Consider the following 17,868-nt stretch of genomic DNA (forward strand, 5'->3'; position numbering starts at 1 on the left):
AACAAAGCGAACCGCCCGCTTCTTGTTCTCCCGCGAAGGCGGGAGCCCAGTCTGGGCTCCCGCCTTCGCGGGAGAACAAGGAAGGGCAGACCGAGTTCAGTCCGGCACGCCACACCACGACCACACGCAATCATCACCGGTTCGCCGCAATGATCTGCCCGATCTTCGCCTCGACCGCAGCATCCCCCGCGCCCGTCGCCAACCCCTTGTACGCGGCGACCGCAGGCCGCCCGACCATCGTCCCAGACTTGTCTGCCGTCTCGACCGTCGCATTCACCGACAGCCCGACCCGCAACGGGTTCCGCCGAAGCTCGCCCTTGTCGAGCGCGATCCGCACGGGCACGCGCTGCGTGATCTTGATCCAGTTGCCGCTCGCATTCTGCGGCGGCAACAGCGCGAACGCGTTGCCGCTGCCCGCACCCAGCCCGATGACGCGCCCGTGATAGACCAGGTCGTCGCCGTACATGTCCGCCGTCACCGTCACCGGCTGCCCGATCCGCAGGTCACGCAACTGCGTCTCACGGAAGTTCGCGTCGACCCACACCCGGTCCAGCGGCACCACCGCCATCAACGGCATGCCCGCCGACACCTGCTGCCCGAGCTGCACCGTCCGCTGCGCGACGACGCCGTCGATCGGCGCGACAACGTGCATGTGGCTCCGCGTAATCGCCGCGCGTCGATAGGCCGCGATCGCCGCCATCACCGCGGGGTTGTTCGACACGGTGGTGCCCGCAACGCCGCTGCGCGACTGCGCCTGCTGGCTGCGCGCAAGCTGTAGCGTCGCGCTCGCCACCTTCACCTGGTCCGCCGCATGGCTCAGTTCCTCGCCCGAGATCGCGCCCTCGGCTGCTGCGCCACGACGTCGTGCAAGATCGTTCCGCGCCCGCGCCAGTTCCGCCTCGGCCTGCACGACCGCAGCACCCGTTTCGTTCACTTTCGAGAAGTCCGACCGGGTCGAGCGCACCGCCCGCGCCAGTTCCGCCTCGGCCGATGCCAGACCGACGTCGGCGGTCGCCGCATCGAGATCGATCAATGGCTGCCCCGCCTTCACGACCTGCGTATTGTCGGCATGGATCGCGGTCACCTGCCCCGGATCGCGCGCGGTGATCGCCACCACGTCGCCCGCGACATACGCATCGTCGGTCTCCTGCTCGGGCGCCGCCAGCAGGAAATGGAACACCGCCCACACGATCGCGCCGATCACCACGATCGCGCCGAGGATCGAAAGCGCGCGCTTGCGCCCCTGCGGATTACCGGCCGGAGCTGGCGTCGACTGAGTCTGCGTGTCGGTCATCGGTTCAAATCCTGCAAATCGAAACCACCGCCCAGCGCCAGCACCAGCTGGACACGCTGTTGCGCGGCATTGGCGGCAAGGTCGGCATCGGCCTGTTCGGCCGCCAGCAGCCGCACGTCGTTGTCGACGAGATCGAGCCGGCTATCGAGCCCGCTCGACACGCGGATCGCGTTCAACCGCCCGGTCTCGGCATAGCCGCGCACCACCTCGCGTTGCCGCATCCTGTCGGCGTCGAGCGCACCGATCCGCGCGACCGCATCCGCGGCCTCGCGCACCGCGCCGACGACGCGGTCGTTGTAATCCGCAGTCGCCAGGTCGAGCGCCGCGGTGGCCCCGGCGAGATCCGCCTTCAGACGGCCACTATCGAAGATCGGCAGGTGGATCGCCGGCCCGACACCCACCGTCCCGGCATCGAGCGACACCAGATTGCCCAACCCGATCGCCTGGAATCCCGCCAACGCCGCCAGGTTCACGTTCGGATAGAACGCGCGCCGGGCCACCTGACGTCCCGCCGCCGCCGCCTCGATCCGCGCCTGCGCCGCCGCGATATCCGCGCGCCTCGCGAGCAGATCGGCCGGCACCGTCCTCGGCAGCGGCAACACCGCATCGAGCTTCAGCGCGGTCGCCCCGATCGTCGCCGGATAGTCCACCCCGCGCCCCGCCAGCGCCGCCAGCGCGTTCTTCGCGAGCACCTGCCCTGCCTCGGCACGCACCAGCGCCTGTCGCGCCTGCGCCAGCAACGTGCTCGCCGCCTGCGCATCCAGCTTGCTGCCGAGCCTGTTGCGGATCCGCACGTTGACCAGCCGCAGCGTATTCTCGCGCGTCGCGATCGTCCGCTGTGCAATCCCCGCCTGCGCCTCGGCGCGTTCGAGATCGATATACGTCTGCACCACCGCGCCCGACAGCGCCAACCGCGCCGCGGCCACGTCGAGTGCCGCCGCCCGCGCCGACGCACGCGCGCCCAGGATCGCCGCCCTCTGCCGCCCGAACAAATCGAGGTTCCAGCTCAAATTCGCCGCGACGGTGCCGACGAACCGCGTGGTCCCCGCATAGGGCGGCGGAATCGTATAGCGGCCGCTCAACCGCGCGAACTGCTCCTGCGCATCGAGCGTGACGTTCGGACCGTTCTCCGCGCGGTTGGTGGCCAGCACCGCCTGCGCCTGCGATACCCGCGCCAGCGCCGCGTCGAGCGACGGATTGCCCGCCACCGCATCGCTTATCAGCCGATCGAGTTGTGGATCGCCAAACCCGCGCCACCAATCTGCGGCGATCGCCGGCGCCGGATCGGCTGCAAGCCCCAGCGCGGTCGCCGATATCGGCGCCACGACGGTCTCCGAAGCCGGCACCGCGCACCCCGCCAGCAGGACGGCGACCGAAGCCGCAAAGATCATCCGCATCATACGCCACGCCCCTCGATTGCCGCGTTATCCAGCGTGCCGCGCAGCTTTTGCATCAGCGCGATCAGCGTATCGACCTCGGCCCGGTCCCAGTCCTTCAGCGTGGCATTCCAGAAATCGATCACCCGATCCCGACAGCGCAGCGCCACCGCCTCCCCGTCCGGCGTCGGCTCGAGATTCACGACCCGCCGATCGTCCGTCGCCCGCGCGCGCGTCACCCATCCACGCTGCTCCAGCGTATCGACCAGCCGAGTGGTCGCGCCCTTGTCATGCGCCAGGTCGCGCGCGAGATCGGCGGAGGTATTTGCCCGTCCTGTCCAGATCGACACCAAGGCCGACCACTGCGTGATGGTCAGCCCCTCTTCGACGAACACCGGCTCCAGCGAAGCCTGCCCGATCTGGTGGATGCGACGCGCCAGATAACCCAGCGAACAATCGGGTCCGAAATCGGCTTTGGAGTAAATTGCCATATGACTGCCTTGGCAACCATTGCCCAGGCAGTCAATAGCTCCTTGTGTTTCGCTGCCGTTTTCACGGCCGGCATGAAAAGGGGCCGCCCGCAGCAGCGGACGACCCCTTCCCCCGTGTTTCACAGTTCAGAAGCGGATCTTGATCGATCCCTTGTACGACTGGTTCGACACGTCCTTGCGCTCGACGGTCGTGTCGGCACCGACCGAAACGTCCACCCGGTCGCCGACCAGCGTCAGCCCGGCGCTGATCTCGCCCCAGTTCTTGTCCTGACCGGCCAGCGCGAACAGTGCGTTCGGGCCGATCCCACCGACGAAGTTCGCGCCGAACACGCCCGGCGTCGACTGGAAGTCATGGACGAAGTTCGCCGCCGCATAGGGCTGGATCGAGCCGCCACCGCTCAGCGACAACCCGGCGCGCCCCTGGAGGCTGTCGAAGCTGTCGCGGTCGACGAACAGGGCCGGTCCGCCGCCATTCTCGACCGACTTGCCAAAGCCGATATGGCTGGCACGAAGCGACACGCGCGGACCGACCTTGAGCATCGACAGGTCGAACGCCTTGCCGAGCCCGACCTCGCTGACCAGCGTCAGCGCCTTGTCGGTGCCGCGCAAACGGTAGGCCGTGCCGACGAAACCGACATTGCGGTCGGTCTTCGCGACGAACGCACCTGCGCTGAACTGCGTATCGAGGACGATCCCCGATGCGCTCTCCAGCTTGCCGTACAGCGTGCCCTGGAACAGTTCGCCCTTGGCGCGCTGGGCGATCCCGGCGGTGGTGCCGTCGGTGTTGGTGTACGAGAACGAGAAGCCGATCACCGCCCCCTCGCCGGCCTGCTTTTCCAGACCTGCGGCGGCGAAATAACCGTCGAACTTGTCGTGCCCGCCAAGCGGGTTCGTCCCCGGCATCGAGCGGCTCTTGCCGTCGATATAGCCGCCCGCGATGAAGCCGCTCATGTCGTCGGGCAGACGGCCCTGCTGCAACACGGTACCGCTCGAGTCGCTCATCATGTCCTGCCCGCCGGAAAGGTCGCTCGCCATCAGCGATGCGACTTGGACCGGCTTGCCGATCAGCGCGAGCGTGCCGCCGAGCCCACCGCGCGTATCCATCTGCGCGATGTGATCGCGGTAGAACCGCGACATCGTGTCGATCGAGGCGACGCCGAGGCTCGACTTGAGCGTTTCGGCGCGCGGCGCAAGCCCCTCCAGCGTCGACCGGATCGTCGCTGCATTCTGCAAGTCGAGCGAACCGTACACAGTGCTCAGCGCCGCATAGTTCGACCGGTTCTGGTCGAGCAACTGCGCATAGGCGCCCTGCACCGGGGTGCCCGCGACGACGTTGCGATATTGCCCCGCGAGGATCCGGACCTGCACCGCGTTGGTACTGTAGACATAGCTCGGCGTCAGGATCGCGCTCAGCGGAGTCGCCGCGGCGAACGCGCCGCTGATGCCACCCTGCGCGGTCACGATCGTGTAGAGGTCGTTGTACCGGATCGTCTGGCCCGCGACCGGTGCGAAGCCGACCCGGCCGCCCAGGTTAACGATGCCGTTGGTCGCCACGCCGGCCGCGTTGAACGTCGTCGCGACGAAGGCGAGCTTGTCGGACGTGCCGTTTGGCCCGAGATCGACCAGCAGGTTGGTGCCCGAGGCGAGCACGCCGTTGCCGCCGATCGTCAGCGTGCCGATCGTACCGGTCGTGCCCGGCGCGATCATCCCGGCAACGCTGGTGAAGAACGGCGTGTTGATCCGCCCCGATCCGGTCAGCAGCCCGGCCAGCATGAAGTAATCGCCGGGCGTCGCGATCGTGCCGTCGTTCTGGACGACACCCGTCACCTGGTTGATCGTCATCAGGCTGGTCAGCGACCCCGCCGACGTCACCGCCAGCTTCGCCGTGCTGCCCGCCACGGTGAACTTGTCGACCGTCACGGACGAGCCGAGCGTGGTCGTGCCCGCCGCCGACAACGTTACGTCGTAATAGCGCGCACTACGCTGCGTCGTGCGGTCCGGATCGATATTGTTGGGCACGAAATTGGTCGCGCCCGGCAGGCCATTGGCCAGCGTCGGCGACAGCACCGCCTGCGCCACCGCAGTGCCGGCCTGGGCGGTATTTTCGAGCAGAAGATCGCCGGATACCATGCCGGGGGTCGACGCGGTCTCGACGATCGCCGCGTCGGGCTTGGCGAGGGCAGGCGCGTCCGCGGTGGTCGTCACGGGTACGCCGTTGATCGTCTCGACACCCGTCTTCACGTCGACGCAATCGGTCTGGAAGCAGACCTGGCCGAACTTGTTGCCGTCGCCGGCAATCCCCGCGCCGGTCGTGGTCGGCACACCGTTGACCAGCTTGCCGTCGACGATGATCTGGTAGTTCGGATCGAGCGCGGTCACCCAGTGCGATGCATCGGTCCATGATCCGTCGCCGGCCTTGGTCTGTGCGTAGCGATACGGGTTGTTCGCGGTGATATAGTCGGAGAACAGATACAGCGGCTGGTAGAAGCTCTCGGTACCATAGGCGCCGAACGGCTGCGCGGCGTAGAAGCGGCTGCCGCCCGACAGCACGCCGATCACGACCTGCTTGGCAAAGGTCCGATCGAGGATCAGCGGTCCACCCGAATCGCCGCCCGCCGTCGTGCCCTCGTTGGGGAGCGCGTTGTCCTTGAACAGGTTGAAGTCGTACGGGCTCGCTGCCGCCGTGCCGCGGCGCGGATCGTCGAAATCGAGCTGGTACAAGTTCTGCGGAAGGCCGCTGGTGGAGCCGAACAGGAACGCGTCGCGGTCGTCGAACGAACCGAGGATGCCGATCGTGTTCTCGGCGATACGACGGCGATAATCGATGCCGTTGGTGTCGCCCGTCAGCGTACCGCCCTGGCCGTTGCGACCATAGCCGGTGATCGTCACGTGATAGCCGGTGCCGGTCGCCGCGTTGATCGTGGCCGGTGCCGGCAGCGCGGACAGCAGCAGTGCCCAGGTCGGAACGTTGGCAGCCGGCGTATCCAGCGTCGCGATCGCGACATCGCCCTGCAGGAAGTTCTGCGCCAGGCCGAGCTTCAGCGAGTCGGCATTATAGACGACCTGGTTGACGTTGTAGAGGAAGTTGGCGGTGTTGGTCTTGTATTGCTGCGTATTGACCGCGCCGGACGTGGTCGTCGGCAGGAACCAGTCGCGCACCGCGGGCAGGTTGTTCTGCGCGAAGCCGAACGCGATCGGAATGCCGCCGCCCTGCGAGCCATAGCCCCATGGATTCTGCGCGCCGGTACCCGCCGCATTCTCGTTGACGCAGTGGGCGGCGAAGATGACCGTGCGCGGATTGATCAGCGTGCCGGTGCAGATGCCGAGGCCCCCGCCCCCGGAGGCGATCGTCATCTGGCCGACGCCGTTCACCCCGCCCGCAATGTCCTGCGACGTGGTCGGCGTACCGGGTGCACTGATGACGATGTTCGGTACGGTCTGAAGATCGGCCGGGTTCAACGATCCGGTATAGGCATAGGCGATGGTGTCGGCGCCGGTCGGCCGGTCCTGCGCGAACGCCGCCGTCGGCACCATCATCGGTGCCAGCACCGGAAGCGCGACCGAAGCCAGCAGTCCGGTCGACGCGAGCAATCCCGCGCGCGCGCGGCATGCCGCCGAGCGCCTCGAAGCGATCTTCATCCGTATAGTCCCCTGTTAGGGCCCGTTCCTCCCCTGGAACGCTTGCCATAATGGGAGGCTATTCAGACCATTTTGGGAACGCAATCGACGATGGGTCGGAAAGACATATTGTGTAACAATTCGTAACCGTTGCGCCAAATCTGCCACAGGTCGCCCCAGTCGCTATGACCTCGACATAACCTTGATCAAACCAGGATGATTAGGACTCGGCGAAGCGCGCGCGTATAAGGGTGCATCGCCGCCGCCATGTCGCGAGCAGGACGACGACAGAGAGCGCTTTTGCTCCCGCTCGCAGAGCCGAGGAGCGTCTGCGATGATCCCGAAATACGATATCGAGTACAGCCTCATGCGCGAGGCGGTCGAGCGCGCGGCGTGCGAAGCCGCGACCGACGTCACCGCGAAGTCGGCGCATCTGCGCCTCGCCGATCGTTATGCAGATCGCGCCTGGGGCGATCGCGAACAGCGTTGCGCAGATAACGAATGCTGAACTCCGCCGCGCCCGTGCGTGGGTATGCGAGCGGGTACCGGAAGGTTATTCGGGCGTGTCGGAGTCACGTTCGCCCAGCGCTCCGAGGCACTGCGCAAGCAGCGCGGCGACGAGGTGGTTTGGCCGCGCGTCCGCGATGGTCAACGCCTCGGCGATGATCTCGTGCAGCGCGCAGGGATCGTCCTGATCTGGAGCCATGCACTCCGATCGGCATTTGTCCGGTTCGACGCATTTTACTGGGTAAAGATCTCGGTACTTATCCTGTGTTATGTTCGCGCCATGCACATGGCGTTCGACCGGGCCTTGGACCGGCGATGGCGTTCCATACCGATTACGCCACCGCGCTCTTCCCCGATCCGCTCCCCCTTGCTAAGGCCCCCTCGGTAACAGCATTTTTCGCTCGGTCCCCGACGCGCCCGCGTGGCCTATACGGCTGCTTTCCCCTCGGCGCCCGGCGGCCCGACGCCCACGGGAAGGACCCCTATGACTGCCATTGGCCAGGATACCCTCAAGACCCGCACCAGCCTGTCGACCGGCGGCAAGTCGTACGACTATTACAGCCTCGCCAAGGCGTCCGAGCAGCTCGGCGACATCAGCCGCCTGCCGTTCTCGATGAAGGTCCTTCTCGAGAATCTGCTCCGCTTCGAGGACGGCGTGACGGTCACCCGCGAGGATATCCAGGCGATCGTCGACTGGCAGAAGGAGCGTCGCAGCGACCGCGAGATCCAGTATCGCCCCGCGCGCGTGCTGATGCAGGATTTCACCGGCGTGCCCTGCGTGGTCGATCTCGCCGCGATGCGCGACGCGATGACCAAGCTCGGCGGCAATCCCGAGAAGATCAACCCGCAGGTTCCCGTCCACCTCGTTATCGATCACTCGGTGATGGTCGACGAGTTCGGCACCCCGCAGGCGTTCCACGACAACGTCGACCTCGAATATGAGCGCAACATCGAGCGCTACGAGTTCCTGAAGTGGGGCAGCAAGGCGCTCGACAATTTCCAGGTCGTCCCCCCCGGCACCGGCATCTGCCATCAGGTGAACCTCGAATATATCGGTCAGGCCGTCTGGTCGTCGGCGTCGTCGGGTGACCACGGCGACGGCACGATGATCGCGTATCCGGATACGCTGGTCGGCACCGACAGCCACACGACGATGATCAACGGTCTCGGCGTACTCGGCTGGGGCGTCGGCGGGATCGAGGCCGAGGCCGCGATGCTCGGCCAGCCCGTGTCGATGCTGATCCCCGAAGTCGTCGGCTTCAAGCTGCTCGGCAAGCTCAACGAGGGCATCACCGCCACCGATCTGGTGCTCACCGTCACGCAGATGCTGCGCGCCAAGGGCGTGGTCGGCCGTTTCGTCGAGTTCTTCGGCCCCGGCCTGTCGTCGATGACGCTCGCCGATCGCGCGACGATCGCCAACATGGCACCCGAATACGGCGCGACCTGCGGCTTCTTCCCGATCGACGACAAGACGCTCGATTACATGCGCCTCACGGCGCGGTCCGATGAGAACGTCGAGCTGGTCGAGGCCTATGCCAAGGCCAACGGCTTCTGGCGCGACGAGAACGCCGAGGACCCCGTCTTCACCGACACGCTCGAGCTCGACATGGGCACCGTCGTCGCCTCGCTCGCCGGCCCGAAGCGCCCGCAGGACCGCGTCAGCCTCAACAAGGTCGACGAGGTGTTCAACAGCGACCTCCACAAGCTGTACCACAAGGAGCAGCCCGCGCGCGTCGCTGTCGAGGGCCGCGAGCATGACATCGGCGACGGCGACGTTGTGATCGCCGCAATCACCAGCTGCACCAACACGTCGAACCCGTCGGTACTGGTCGCCGCAGGGCTCGTCGCGCGCAAGGCGAACGCGCTCGGCCTGAAGTCGAAGCCATGGGTGAAGACCTCGCTCGCCCCCGGTTCGCAGGTCGTCACCGACTATCTCGACAAGGCCGGCCTCACTGCGGACCTGAACGCACTCGGCTTCAACCTCGTCGGTTACGGCTGCACCACCTGCATCGGCAACTCGGGGCCGCTCGCGCCGGCGATCTCGGCCGCGATCAACGAGAACGACCTCGTCGCCGCGTCGGTGCTCTCGGGCAACCGCAACTTCGAAGGCCGCGTGTCGCCCGACGTCCGCGCCAACTTCCTCGCCTCGCCGCCGCTGGTGGTCGCGTATGCGATCAAGGGCACCGTCACGACCGACATGATCGAGACGCCGCTGGGTCAGGGTTCGGACGGCCAGGACGTGTATCTGCGCGATATCTGGCCGACCAACGAGGAAGTCCGCACGACGATGGACGCCAACATCGACGCCGGCATGTTCGGCGCGCGCTATGGCGACGTCTATGCGGGCGACGCCAAGTGGCGCGAGATCGACGTCACGGGCTCGGACACCTACGCCTGGCGCGCAGGGTCGACCTATGTCGCCAACCCGCCATACTTCGAGGGCCTCAGCATGACGCCGTCGCCGGTACAGGACATCATCGACGCCAAGCCGCTCGCGATCCTCGGCGATTCGATCACCACCGATCACATCTCGCCGGCCGGTTCGATCAAGGCCGACAGCCCCGCAGGCCGCTTCCTGCAGGAGCATCAGGTCAGCAAGGCGGACTTCAACAGCTATGGCGCACGCCGCGGCAACCATGACGTGATGATGCGCGGCACCTTCGCCAACATCCGCATCAAGAACGAGATGGTCCCCGGCATCGAGGGCGGCATGTCGAAGTACGACGGCGAAGTCATGGCGATCTACGACGCCGCTATGCGCTTCAAGCAGGACGGCACGCCACTCGTGATCGTCGCCGGCAAGGAATACGGCACCGGCTCGTCGCGCGACTGGGCCGCGAAGGGCACCAACCTGCTCGGCGTCCGCGCCGTGATCACCGAGAGCTTCGAGCGCATCCACCGCTCGAACCTGGTCGGCATGGGCGTGCTGCCGTTGCAGTTCGCAGACGGCACCGATCGCAAGACGCTCGGCCTCGACGGGTCGGAGACGTTCACGATCCTCGACGTCGCAAGCATCCGCCCGCGTCAGGACGTCACGGTCAAGATGACCCGCGCCGACGGCACCAGCGAGACGTTCCAGACCAAGTGCCGGATCGATACCGTCAACGAGCTGGAATATTTCCTCAACGGCGGCATCCTCCACTACGTCCTGCGCAAGCTGGCCGCGTAAGAGTTCCGTCATCCCGGAGCGATCCGGGGTGACCTCACAATACCGTCATCCCAGCGAAAGCCGGGGTATCTCCGTGAGGCCCACGTCGCCCACCACGAGGGATATCCCAGCGTTCGCTGGGATGACGTATTTTGGGGAGGTTGACGCGAGCAATCGCGCCTGATCGAAACGTCAAAGCCAGTCCGTCATCCCAGCAAAAGCTGGGATATTCCTGTGAGGCTCACGTCGCCCACAACGAGGAAGACCCCGGCTTGCGCTGGGGTGACGGCGGTAATCAGCCGAAAAAAGGCGGGGCGACCGCAAGGATCGCCCCGTAGTTCAGGGAGAAGACCGGGACAGGGGAGACCCGGTCAGTCGCCGTCCACAGGGGGAGAGGGGCGGCGACGCACTCCCTTTCGGCCCGATATGTTGCAGCCATATGTCGGCGATGTGTGGGACCGCCATTTTTGCATCCCGGTGGTTCGGAGATGTTCAATACACCCCTACCGGCCTCGCCACCGCGAGGGGATCGTAAGCCGGGGCGGATCGCACCGCCCCGGGACGGTCATCCGATCATCATCAGGCTCGCATTGCCACCCGCCGCCGTGGTGTTGATCGACGTCGAGACTTCCTCCAGCAGCCGGTCCAGCGCGTACAGGCCCCGCGCATCAACGGTGAGGACCGAAACGATCGGTCCGGATGCCGCCGCCATCGCCTCGACCATCGTCGTCACCCTCGCAGCGTCGCCTTCCACCAGGACTGCAGCAAACGCGCCGCCCTCTCCCTCGAACTTTTCCCGGACGCTCGCCGGAAGATCTGCCGGCAACGCCATCCCCTCGACCCGCCCCGAATTGCCGGTCGCGAGCACTGCCGCCATCTGCGCGAACAGGCCCGTCGACGTCGCTGGCTTCATCAGGACGCAGCCGCGCGGGTGCAGGGCATACAAATTCCGCTCGCCGACGGGGCCAGGCAGTTCCAGTTCGACGCCCAGCGCCGAGTGTATCCCGTAATGCCGCGCGATCGACGCCGCCTGCACCTCGCCCTGCTGGTCGAGCCATTCCACGAATGCCGCCAGCGCCCTGTGACCGTGATCCGCGCGCAACCCTGCGCGCGGTGCCGACGCCGCGAGGCGGCCGAGATACAAGGGACCGCCAGCCTTGGGGCCCGTCCCGGACAGGCCGCGCCCACCGAACGGCTGGACGCCGACGATCGCACCGATGACGTTGCGATTGACGTAGAGATTGCCGGCTTTGACGCGTGCAGTAACGTCGGCCACCGTCGCGTCGAGGCGGGTGTGAAGCCCGAAGGTGAGGCCGTAGCCGGTCGCGTTGATCGCATCGATCAGTGCGTCCAACCGGTCACGGCGGAAGCGGACGACGTGGAGCACGGGGCCGAACACCTCGCGGTCGAGATCGGCGATAGAATCGATCTCGATGATCGTCGGTGGCACGAACGTCCCGTGGACGCACTCCGGCGACAGCTCCTGCTGGTCGATGCGGTGGCCGCTCAGGCGCATCCGCTCGATGTGCGCCGCGATGCCCGCCTTCGCCTCGGCGGTGATGACCGGGCCGATATCGACCGCGAGCCGATCGGTGCGGCCGATCCGCAATTCCTTCAGCGCGCCCTTGAGCATCGCCAGCGTACGGTCGGCGACCTCCTCCTGCAAACACAGGATGCGGAGCGCCGAGCAACGCTGGCCGGCGCTGTCGAACGCCGAGGCGATCACGTCCGCCACCACCTGTTCGGCGAGCGCGGAGGAATCGACGATCATCGCATTCTGGCCGCCGGTCTCGGCGATCAGCGGGATCGGCGCGCCGGCCGCGGAGAGCCGCGTCGACAATTGCCGCTGGATCAGGCGTGCGACCTCGGTAGAGCCGGTGAACATGACGCCGGCCGTCTCGGGCGCGGCGACCAGCGCGGCACCGATCGCGCCGTCACCGGGGACGAACTGCAGCGCGTCGGCGGGAATCCCGGCGGCGTGGAGCAGGCGGACCGCTTCGGCGGCGATCAGCGGGGTCTCCTCGGCGGGCTTGGCGAGCACCGGGTTGCCCGCCACCAGCGCGGCGGCGACCTGCCCGGCGAAGATCGCGAGCGGGAAATTCCACGGGCTGATGCAGACGATCGGGCCGAGCGGCGTGGCGCCGGAGCCGAAATTCGCCCGCGCCTGCTGCGCGTAATAGCGCAGGAAATCGATCGCCTCGCGGACTTCGGCGATCGCGTTGGGCACCGACTTGCCCGCCTCGCGCACCGCCAGCCCGATCAGCAACGGCATCCGTGCCTGCATCGCATCGGCCGCACGGTCGAGCATCGCGGCGCGCTCAGCAACCGGCGTTGCGTACCAGCCGCTCGCGTTCGCCCGCGCAACGGCGGCGCGCGCCTGATCGACCGAAACCTCCGTCACCTGCCCGACGACGTCGCGGTGGTCAGCCGGATTGAGCACCGGGCGCGTTTCGCCTGCCCCGTCGGCGGACGCCGCGGTCCATGCGATCGCCGCGCTTTCCTGCAATGCCGCCGTCAACGCGGCTAGCGCGGTCTCGTCGCTGAGATCGATGCCGTCGGAGTTGCGGCGATCGGGATACAGGCCGCCCGGCAGCGCGATCTCGTCATGGCGCGCGCCCGGGTTCGGCATCGCGGCGACGATCTCGACCGGATCGGCGATCATCTCGTCGACCGACACCGCGGGGTCGGCGATCCGGTTGACGAACGACGAGTTCGCGCCGTTCTCGAGCAGCCGCCGGACCAGATACGCGAGCAGCGTCTCATGCGTGCCGACCGGGGCATAGATGCGGCACGGGCGGTCGAGCTTGTCCTTGCCGACCACCTGTTCGTACAGCGGCTCGCCCATGCCGTGGAGGCACTGGAACTCGTATTGCCCGATTGCGAAGTCGCGCCCGGCAAGGCGGTAGATCGTCGCGAGCGTCTGCGCATTGTGCGTCGCGAACTGCGGGAACACCGCGTCGGGCGCCGCCAGCAGTTTCTTCGCGCAGGCGACATAGGCGATGTCGGTGTGGAGCTTGCGCGTATAGACCGGGAAATCGGCGAGCCCGTCGACCTGCGCGCGCTTGATCTCGGCGTCCCAATACGCGCCCTTGACGAGGCGGACCATGATCCGGCGATCCGCGCGACGCGCGAGGTCGACGATCCAGTCGATCACGAACGGGCAGCGCTTGCCATACCCTTGCACGACGAAGCCGAGCCCGTTCCAGCCGGCGAGCTCGGCATCGAGCGCGAGGCTTTCGAGCAGGTCGAGCGACAGTTCGAGACGATCCGCCTCCTCCGCGTCGATGTTGAAGCCGATGTCGTAGCGCTTCGACAGCAGCGCGAGCCGCTTCACCGCCGGCAGCAGTTCCTCCATCACGCGCGCCGCCTGGCCGCGGACATAGCGCGGGTGCAGTGCGGACAGCTTGATCGAGATGCCCGGCCCGGCATAGACGCCGCGCCCCGCCGAAGCCTTGCCGATCGCATGGATCGCGTTCTCGTAATCGGCGTAATAGCGCACCGCGTCGGCGGCGGTGGTCGCCGCTTCGCCGAGCATGTCGTAGCTGTAGCCGAAGCCCTTGCTTTCCATCTCTTTCGCGCGCTTCAGCGCCTCGGCGATCGTCTCGCCGGTGACGAACTGCTCGCCCATCATCCGCATCGCCAGGTCGACGCCGCGGCGGATGACGGGTTCGCCGACGCGTGCGACCAGCCGCGAGAGCGCCGCGCCGAGCCCGCGATCGTCGACGCTGCCGACCAGCTTGCCGGTCACCACCAGCCCCCAGGTCGCCGCGTTGACGAACAGCGACTTGCCGCCGCCGAGATGCGCGCGCCAATCGCCGTCCGCGATCTTGTCGCGGATCAGCGCATCACGGGTCGCCGCATCGGGAATCCGCAGCAGCGCCTCGGCAAGGCACATCAGCGCCACGCCCTCTTGGCTCGACAGCGAATATTCCTGGACCAGCCCCTCGACGCCGGTGCCGCGGTGGTTCGCGCGGAGCTGCGTCACGAGGTCGCGCGCCGTCTCGCGGACCGCGTCACGGGTCTGCGGATCGAGCGTGGCGGCGGCGGTCAGCGGCGCGAGCGCCTCGGCTTCGTCGCGGCGATAGGCGGCGGTGATCGCCGCTCGCAACGCCGAGGGTGCGCGGATGGCAGGAGCGAAGGCGGCGAAGGGCTGGCTGGTCATGCAACCGCCATAGATCGCTTCCGAAAGTCGATCCGACTTATGTATCGGCGCGTGAGAGGCTATATCGCTTTTATAGGCGCGGTTCCCGGATCGATTGGAGTGATTTTATGCCGTCGACAGTCGAAATGGATGGCTTCGACCACAAGATCGTCGCCGCGCTGTCGAACGACGGCCGGATGTCGATCACCGACCTCGCAAGCGCGGTCGGCTTGTCGAAGACGCCGTGCCAGGTCCGCCTGCGCAAACTGATCGCGAGCGGCGTGATCCGCGGGTTCTGCGCGATCGTCGATGCCGAGAAGATGGGGCTGGATCACGTCGCCTTCGCCGAAGTGAAGCTCGACGACACGCGCGAACAGGCGCTGAAGGCGTTCAACGCGGCGGTGCGACGCATTCCCGAGGTCGAGGAATGCCACATGATCGCGAGCAGCTTCGACTATCTGCTGAAGGTGCGGACGGCGGATATCCGTCGGTATCGGGTCGTGCTGGGGGAGAAGATCTCGAGCTTGCCACATGTGGCGAGTACGTCGACGTTCGTGGCTATGGAAACGGTCAAGGATCGGAGTCGGTAGGGAGACGGCGTTAGGTGACCGGCCGATCTCTCACCTTTGTACAGATGCACCACCCCGGCGAAGGCCGGGGCCCAATTGGCAAGGTCAGCGTAACGGACCGCACCCCTCATCATCACCGTTTCCTAATTGGGCCCCGGCCTCCACCGGGGGGTAAGCGCACGGTCTAAGCAACAAACGGACGTAGATGTATCTGGAGCACGCGTGTGTCCGCTAGCATGCTGCATGACAAAGAATTCATCGGTACTATAACCTATGTTGCACGTTCATCCAGGAGACATGACGAGGACGAAATGATGGGGCGTATCCTGACGGTGGCGTTGGCGTGGGCCGTGGCTGTTCTGGGCGGCTTCTTTGCCGTCGCGGGTGGCGTGCTTCTCGCCTGGCATGGGTCGCCCTATTACCTGATCGTCGGCCTTGCGATGATCGTCAGTGGTGCGCTGATCGGCCGCGGCGATCCGCGTGGACGCTGGCTGTTCGTCGCGATCTGGGTGGCGACGTTGATCTGGGCGGTTTGGGAAGTCGGCCTCGACGGCCTGCAACTCGTTCCCCGCGTCGTCGCGCCCACCGTGCTGCTGGTGCTCGTCCTACTCACCGGATTAAGCGGTCGGCGGCAACGCGGCGGCTTTCACGTCAATTCGCGCGCGGTACCGGCTGCGTTCGGCGTCGGCGCCGTCCTGTTGACGGGCGGGTTCCTCGTCCGCGGTCACGACGTCGATGCGCAGGGCTCCGTTCCCGCGCTTCCTGCAACCGGGCCGGCAGCGGGCGCGGCGAGTGAAACCGATGGCGACTGGACCGAATATGGCGGCACGCTGTCCGGGCGTCGCTATTCGGCGCTGGGCGACATCACCCCCGCCAATGTCGGTCGCCTCGAACTCGCCTGGACGCAGCGGACGGGCGATCTCCCCGACGCAGCCGAAGCGGTCGAGCACAAGCGCGAATATCATTCGGAAGCGACGCCGATCCATATCGGCAACACGCTGTTCACCTGCACGCCGCATTCGTTCGTCCAGGCGATCGACGCGACCACCGGCCAGACGCGCTGGTCGTGGCACGAGGACGCCAAGCGCGAGGGCAACAACTACCTCGTCTGCCGCGGGGTCGCGCATTACCAGGCACCTGTGGGCACACCCTGCCCCAACCGGATCTTCGCACCGACCTTCAACGCGCGCCTGGTCGCCCTCGATGCCGAGACCGGACGCCCCTGCCCGAGCTTCGGCCAGAACGGCTCGATCGACCTGCGCGAGAACATGGGCGTGTCGACGCCTTCCGATCAGATCGGCACCTCGCCGCCGGTCGTCGTTAACGGCCGGCTGATCATCGGCGAGCGGATCGTCGACAACGTCAACCGCAACATCCCGAGCGGCGTCGTCCGCGCCTATGATCCGATCTCGGGCAAGCCGGTCTGGGCCTGGGACGTCGGCCGTTCGCAGGACGCGATCGCGCCGCTCGCCAAGGGCCAGGTGTATACGCGGGGCACGCCCAACGTGTGGGGCGCGATCACCGCCGATGCGGCCAATGGCATCGTCTATCTCGGCACCGGCAACGCCTCGCCCGATTACTGGACCGGCTACCGGCGGCCGTTCGACGACCGGTTCGGCACCTCGATCGTCGCGCTCGACGTGGCGACGGGCAAGCTGCGCTGGACCCGCCAGCTGGTGCACCACGACATGTGGGACATGGACCTGCCGATCGGGCCGTCGCTGTTCGACTATCGCGCGCCCGACGGCCGGACGATCCCGGCGCTGCTTCAGACCACCAAGATGGGTCAGGTGTATTTCCTCAACCGGCTGACCGGTGCGCCGCTCGCCGCGATCGAGGAACGCAAGGTGCGCACCGATGGCGCGACGCCCGGCGTGAAGGTTTCGCCGACGCAGCCCTTCTCGACCGGCATGCCATCGTTCACGCCGCCCGCGCCGAGCGAAGTCTCGACCTGGGGCGCTACGCCGATCGATCAGCTCATGTGCCGGATCGATATCCGCCGCTCGCAGGGCGCCGGTATCTACCAGCCGATCGGCACCACGCCGATCATCGGCCACCCCGCGTTCGACGGCGTGACCGACTGGGGTGGTGCCGCGGTCGATCCGGTGCGCGGGATCATGACCGTGAACACGATGGAAATGCCGTTCAAGCTGTGGCTGATGCGGCGTGACGATCCGCGTGTCGCCGAGCTGATGAAGCAGAAGAAGGGCGGCGAGAATGCGCGCCAGGCGCAGCTCCAGACGCAGTACAACACGCCGTATACCGCCGTCGTGCAGGCGTGGATCGGGATCTTCGGGGCGCCGTGCAACGCGCCACCCTGGGGTCACCTGACCGCAGTCGACCTGAAGACGAAGAAGATCCTGTGGCAGGAGGTGCTGGGTACCGCACGCGATACCGGGCTGTTCGGATCGCATCTCGGGGTACCGATCAAGACCGGCGTGCCGAACCTCGGCGGCTCGATCGTCACCGCGGGCGGGCTCGCGTTCATCGGCGCGACCACCGACCAGTATCTGCGCGCGTTCGACCTGCGCAACGGCAAGGTCGTGTGGAAGGCGCGGCTGCCGGCCGGCGCTCAGGCGACGCCGATGACGTATCGGGGCGCCGATGGCCGCCAATATGTCGTCATCACCGCGGGCGGGCATGGCGCGCTCGGGACGCGCTACGGCGACTACACGATGGCGTTCGCCTTGCCGAAGACCAGCTGACGTTCCGTTACCCGCTTGT

10 protein-coding genes are annotated in these 17,868 nt (G+C 66.9%); 4 read left to right on the forward strand and 6 right to left on the reverse strand.

Annotated elements, in window-relative coordinates; all coding sequences use genetic code 11:
• Window positions 1-133: 133 nt before the first annotated feature.
• From VH567_RS04540 to VH567_RS04555, 4 genes are all read right to left on the reverse strand, one after another.
• Window positions 134-1,294, reverse strand: coding sequence for an efflux RND transporter periplasmic adaptor subunit (locus VH567_RS04540; RefSeq protein WP_423323521.1), 1,161 nt, complete (start codon window positions 1,292-1,294; stop codon window positions 134-136).
• Window positions 1,291-2,694 (reverse strand): efflux transporter outer membrane subunit, encoded by a 1,404-nt coding sequence (locus VH567_RS04545; protein WP_423323523.1) that lies wholly within the window; start codon window positions 2,692-2,694, stop codon window positions 1,291-1,293. Before VH567_RS04545 ends, VH567_RS04540 begins: the two co-directional genes overlap by 4 nt.
• Window positions 2,691-3,161: a MarR family winged helix-turn-helix transcriptional regulator gene (locus VH567_RS04550; RefSeq protein WP_423323525.1), complete on the reverse strand. Its 471-nt coding sequence runs from the start codon at window positions 3,159-3,161 to the stop codon at window positions 2,691-2,693. The genes VH567_RS04545 and VH567_RS04550 overlap by 4 nt, the downstream gene beginning before the upstream one ends.
• 126 nt (window positions 3,162-3,287) lie before the next feature.
• Complete coding sequence (locus VH567_RS04555; RefSeq protein ID WP_423323527.1) at window positions 3,288-6,800, reverse strand: autotransporter domain-containing protein; 3,513 nt, start codon at window positions 6,798-6,800, stop codon at window positions 3,288-3,290.
• A 313-nt stretch (window positions 6,801-7,113) separates the two neighbouring features.
• Here VH567_RS04555 and VH567_RS04560 point away from each other — a divergent pair, with 313 nt between their 5' ends.
• Window positions 7,114-7,287 (forward strand): hypothetical protein, encoded by a 174-nt coding sequence (locus tag VH567_RS04560; protein WP_423323529.1) that lies wholly within the window; start codon window positions 7,114-7,116, stop codon window positions 7,285-7,287.
• Between the two features lie 45 nt (window positions 7,288-7,332).
• Here VH567_RS04560 and VH567_RS04565 read toward each other — a convergent pair whose 3' ends face one another.
• Window positions 7,333-7,485, reverse strand: a complete 153-nt coding sequence (locus VH567_RS04565) for a hypothetical protein (protein WP_423323531.1) — start codon at window positions 7,483-7,485, stop codon at window positions 7,333-7,335.
• A 285-nt stretch (window positions 7,486-7,770) separates the two neighbouring features.
• Between VH567_RS04565 and acnA the strand changes: the two genes are divergently transcribed.
• Window positions 7,771-10,455: an aconitate hydratase AcnA gene (gene acnA, locus VH567_RS04570; RefSeq protein WP_423323533.1), complete on the forward strand. Its 2,685-nt coding sequence runs from the start codon at window positions 7,771-7,773 to the stop codon at window positions 10,453-10,455.
• A gap of 544 nt (window positions 10,456-10,999) precedes the next feature.
• Here the strand turns inward: acnA and putA are convergent.
• Complete coding sequence (gene putA, locus VH567_RS04575) at window positions 11,000-14,596, reverse strand: trifunctional transcriptional regulator/proline dehydrogenase/L-glutamate gamma-semialdehyde dehydrogenase (protein ID WP_423323535.1); 3,597 nt, start codon at window positions 14,594-14,596, stop codon at window positions 11,000-11,002.
• A 107-nt stretch (window positions 14,597-14,703) separates the two neighbouring features.
• On the opposite strand from putA, the gene VH567_RS04580 reads away from it, so the two are divergent.
• Both VH567_RS04580 and VH567_RS04585 read left to right on the forward strand, forming a co-directional pair.
• Window positions 14,704-15,165, forward strand: a complete 462-nt coding sequence (locus tag VH567_RS04580) for an Lrp/AsnC family transcriptional regulator (protein WP_423323537.1) — start codon at window positions 14,704-14,706, stop codon at window positions 15,163-15,165.
• Between the two features lie 293 nt (window positions 15,166-15,458).
• Complete coding sequence (locus VH567_RS04585) at window positions 15,459-17,849, forward strand: membrane-bound PQQ-dependent dehydrogenase, glucose/quinate/shikimate family (protein WP_423323539.1); 2,391 nt, start codon at window positions 15,459-15,461, stop codon at window positions 17,847-17,849.
• The last annotated feature ends 19 nt before the right edge of the window (window positions 17,850-17,868 follow it).

It is taken from the genome of Sphingomonas sp. 4RDLI-65, from assembly GCF_049472435.1.
Lineage (GTDB): Bacteria > Pseudomonadota > Alphaproteobacteria > Sphingomonadales > Sphingomonadaceae > Sphingomonas.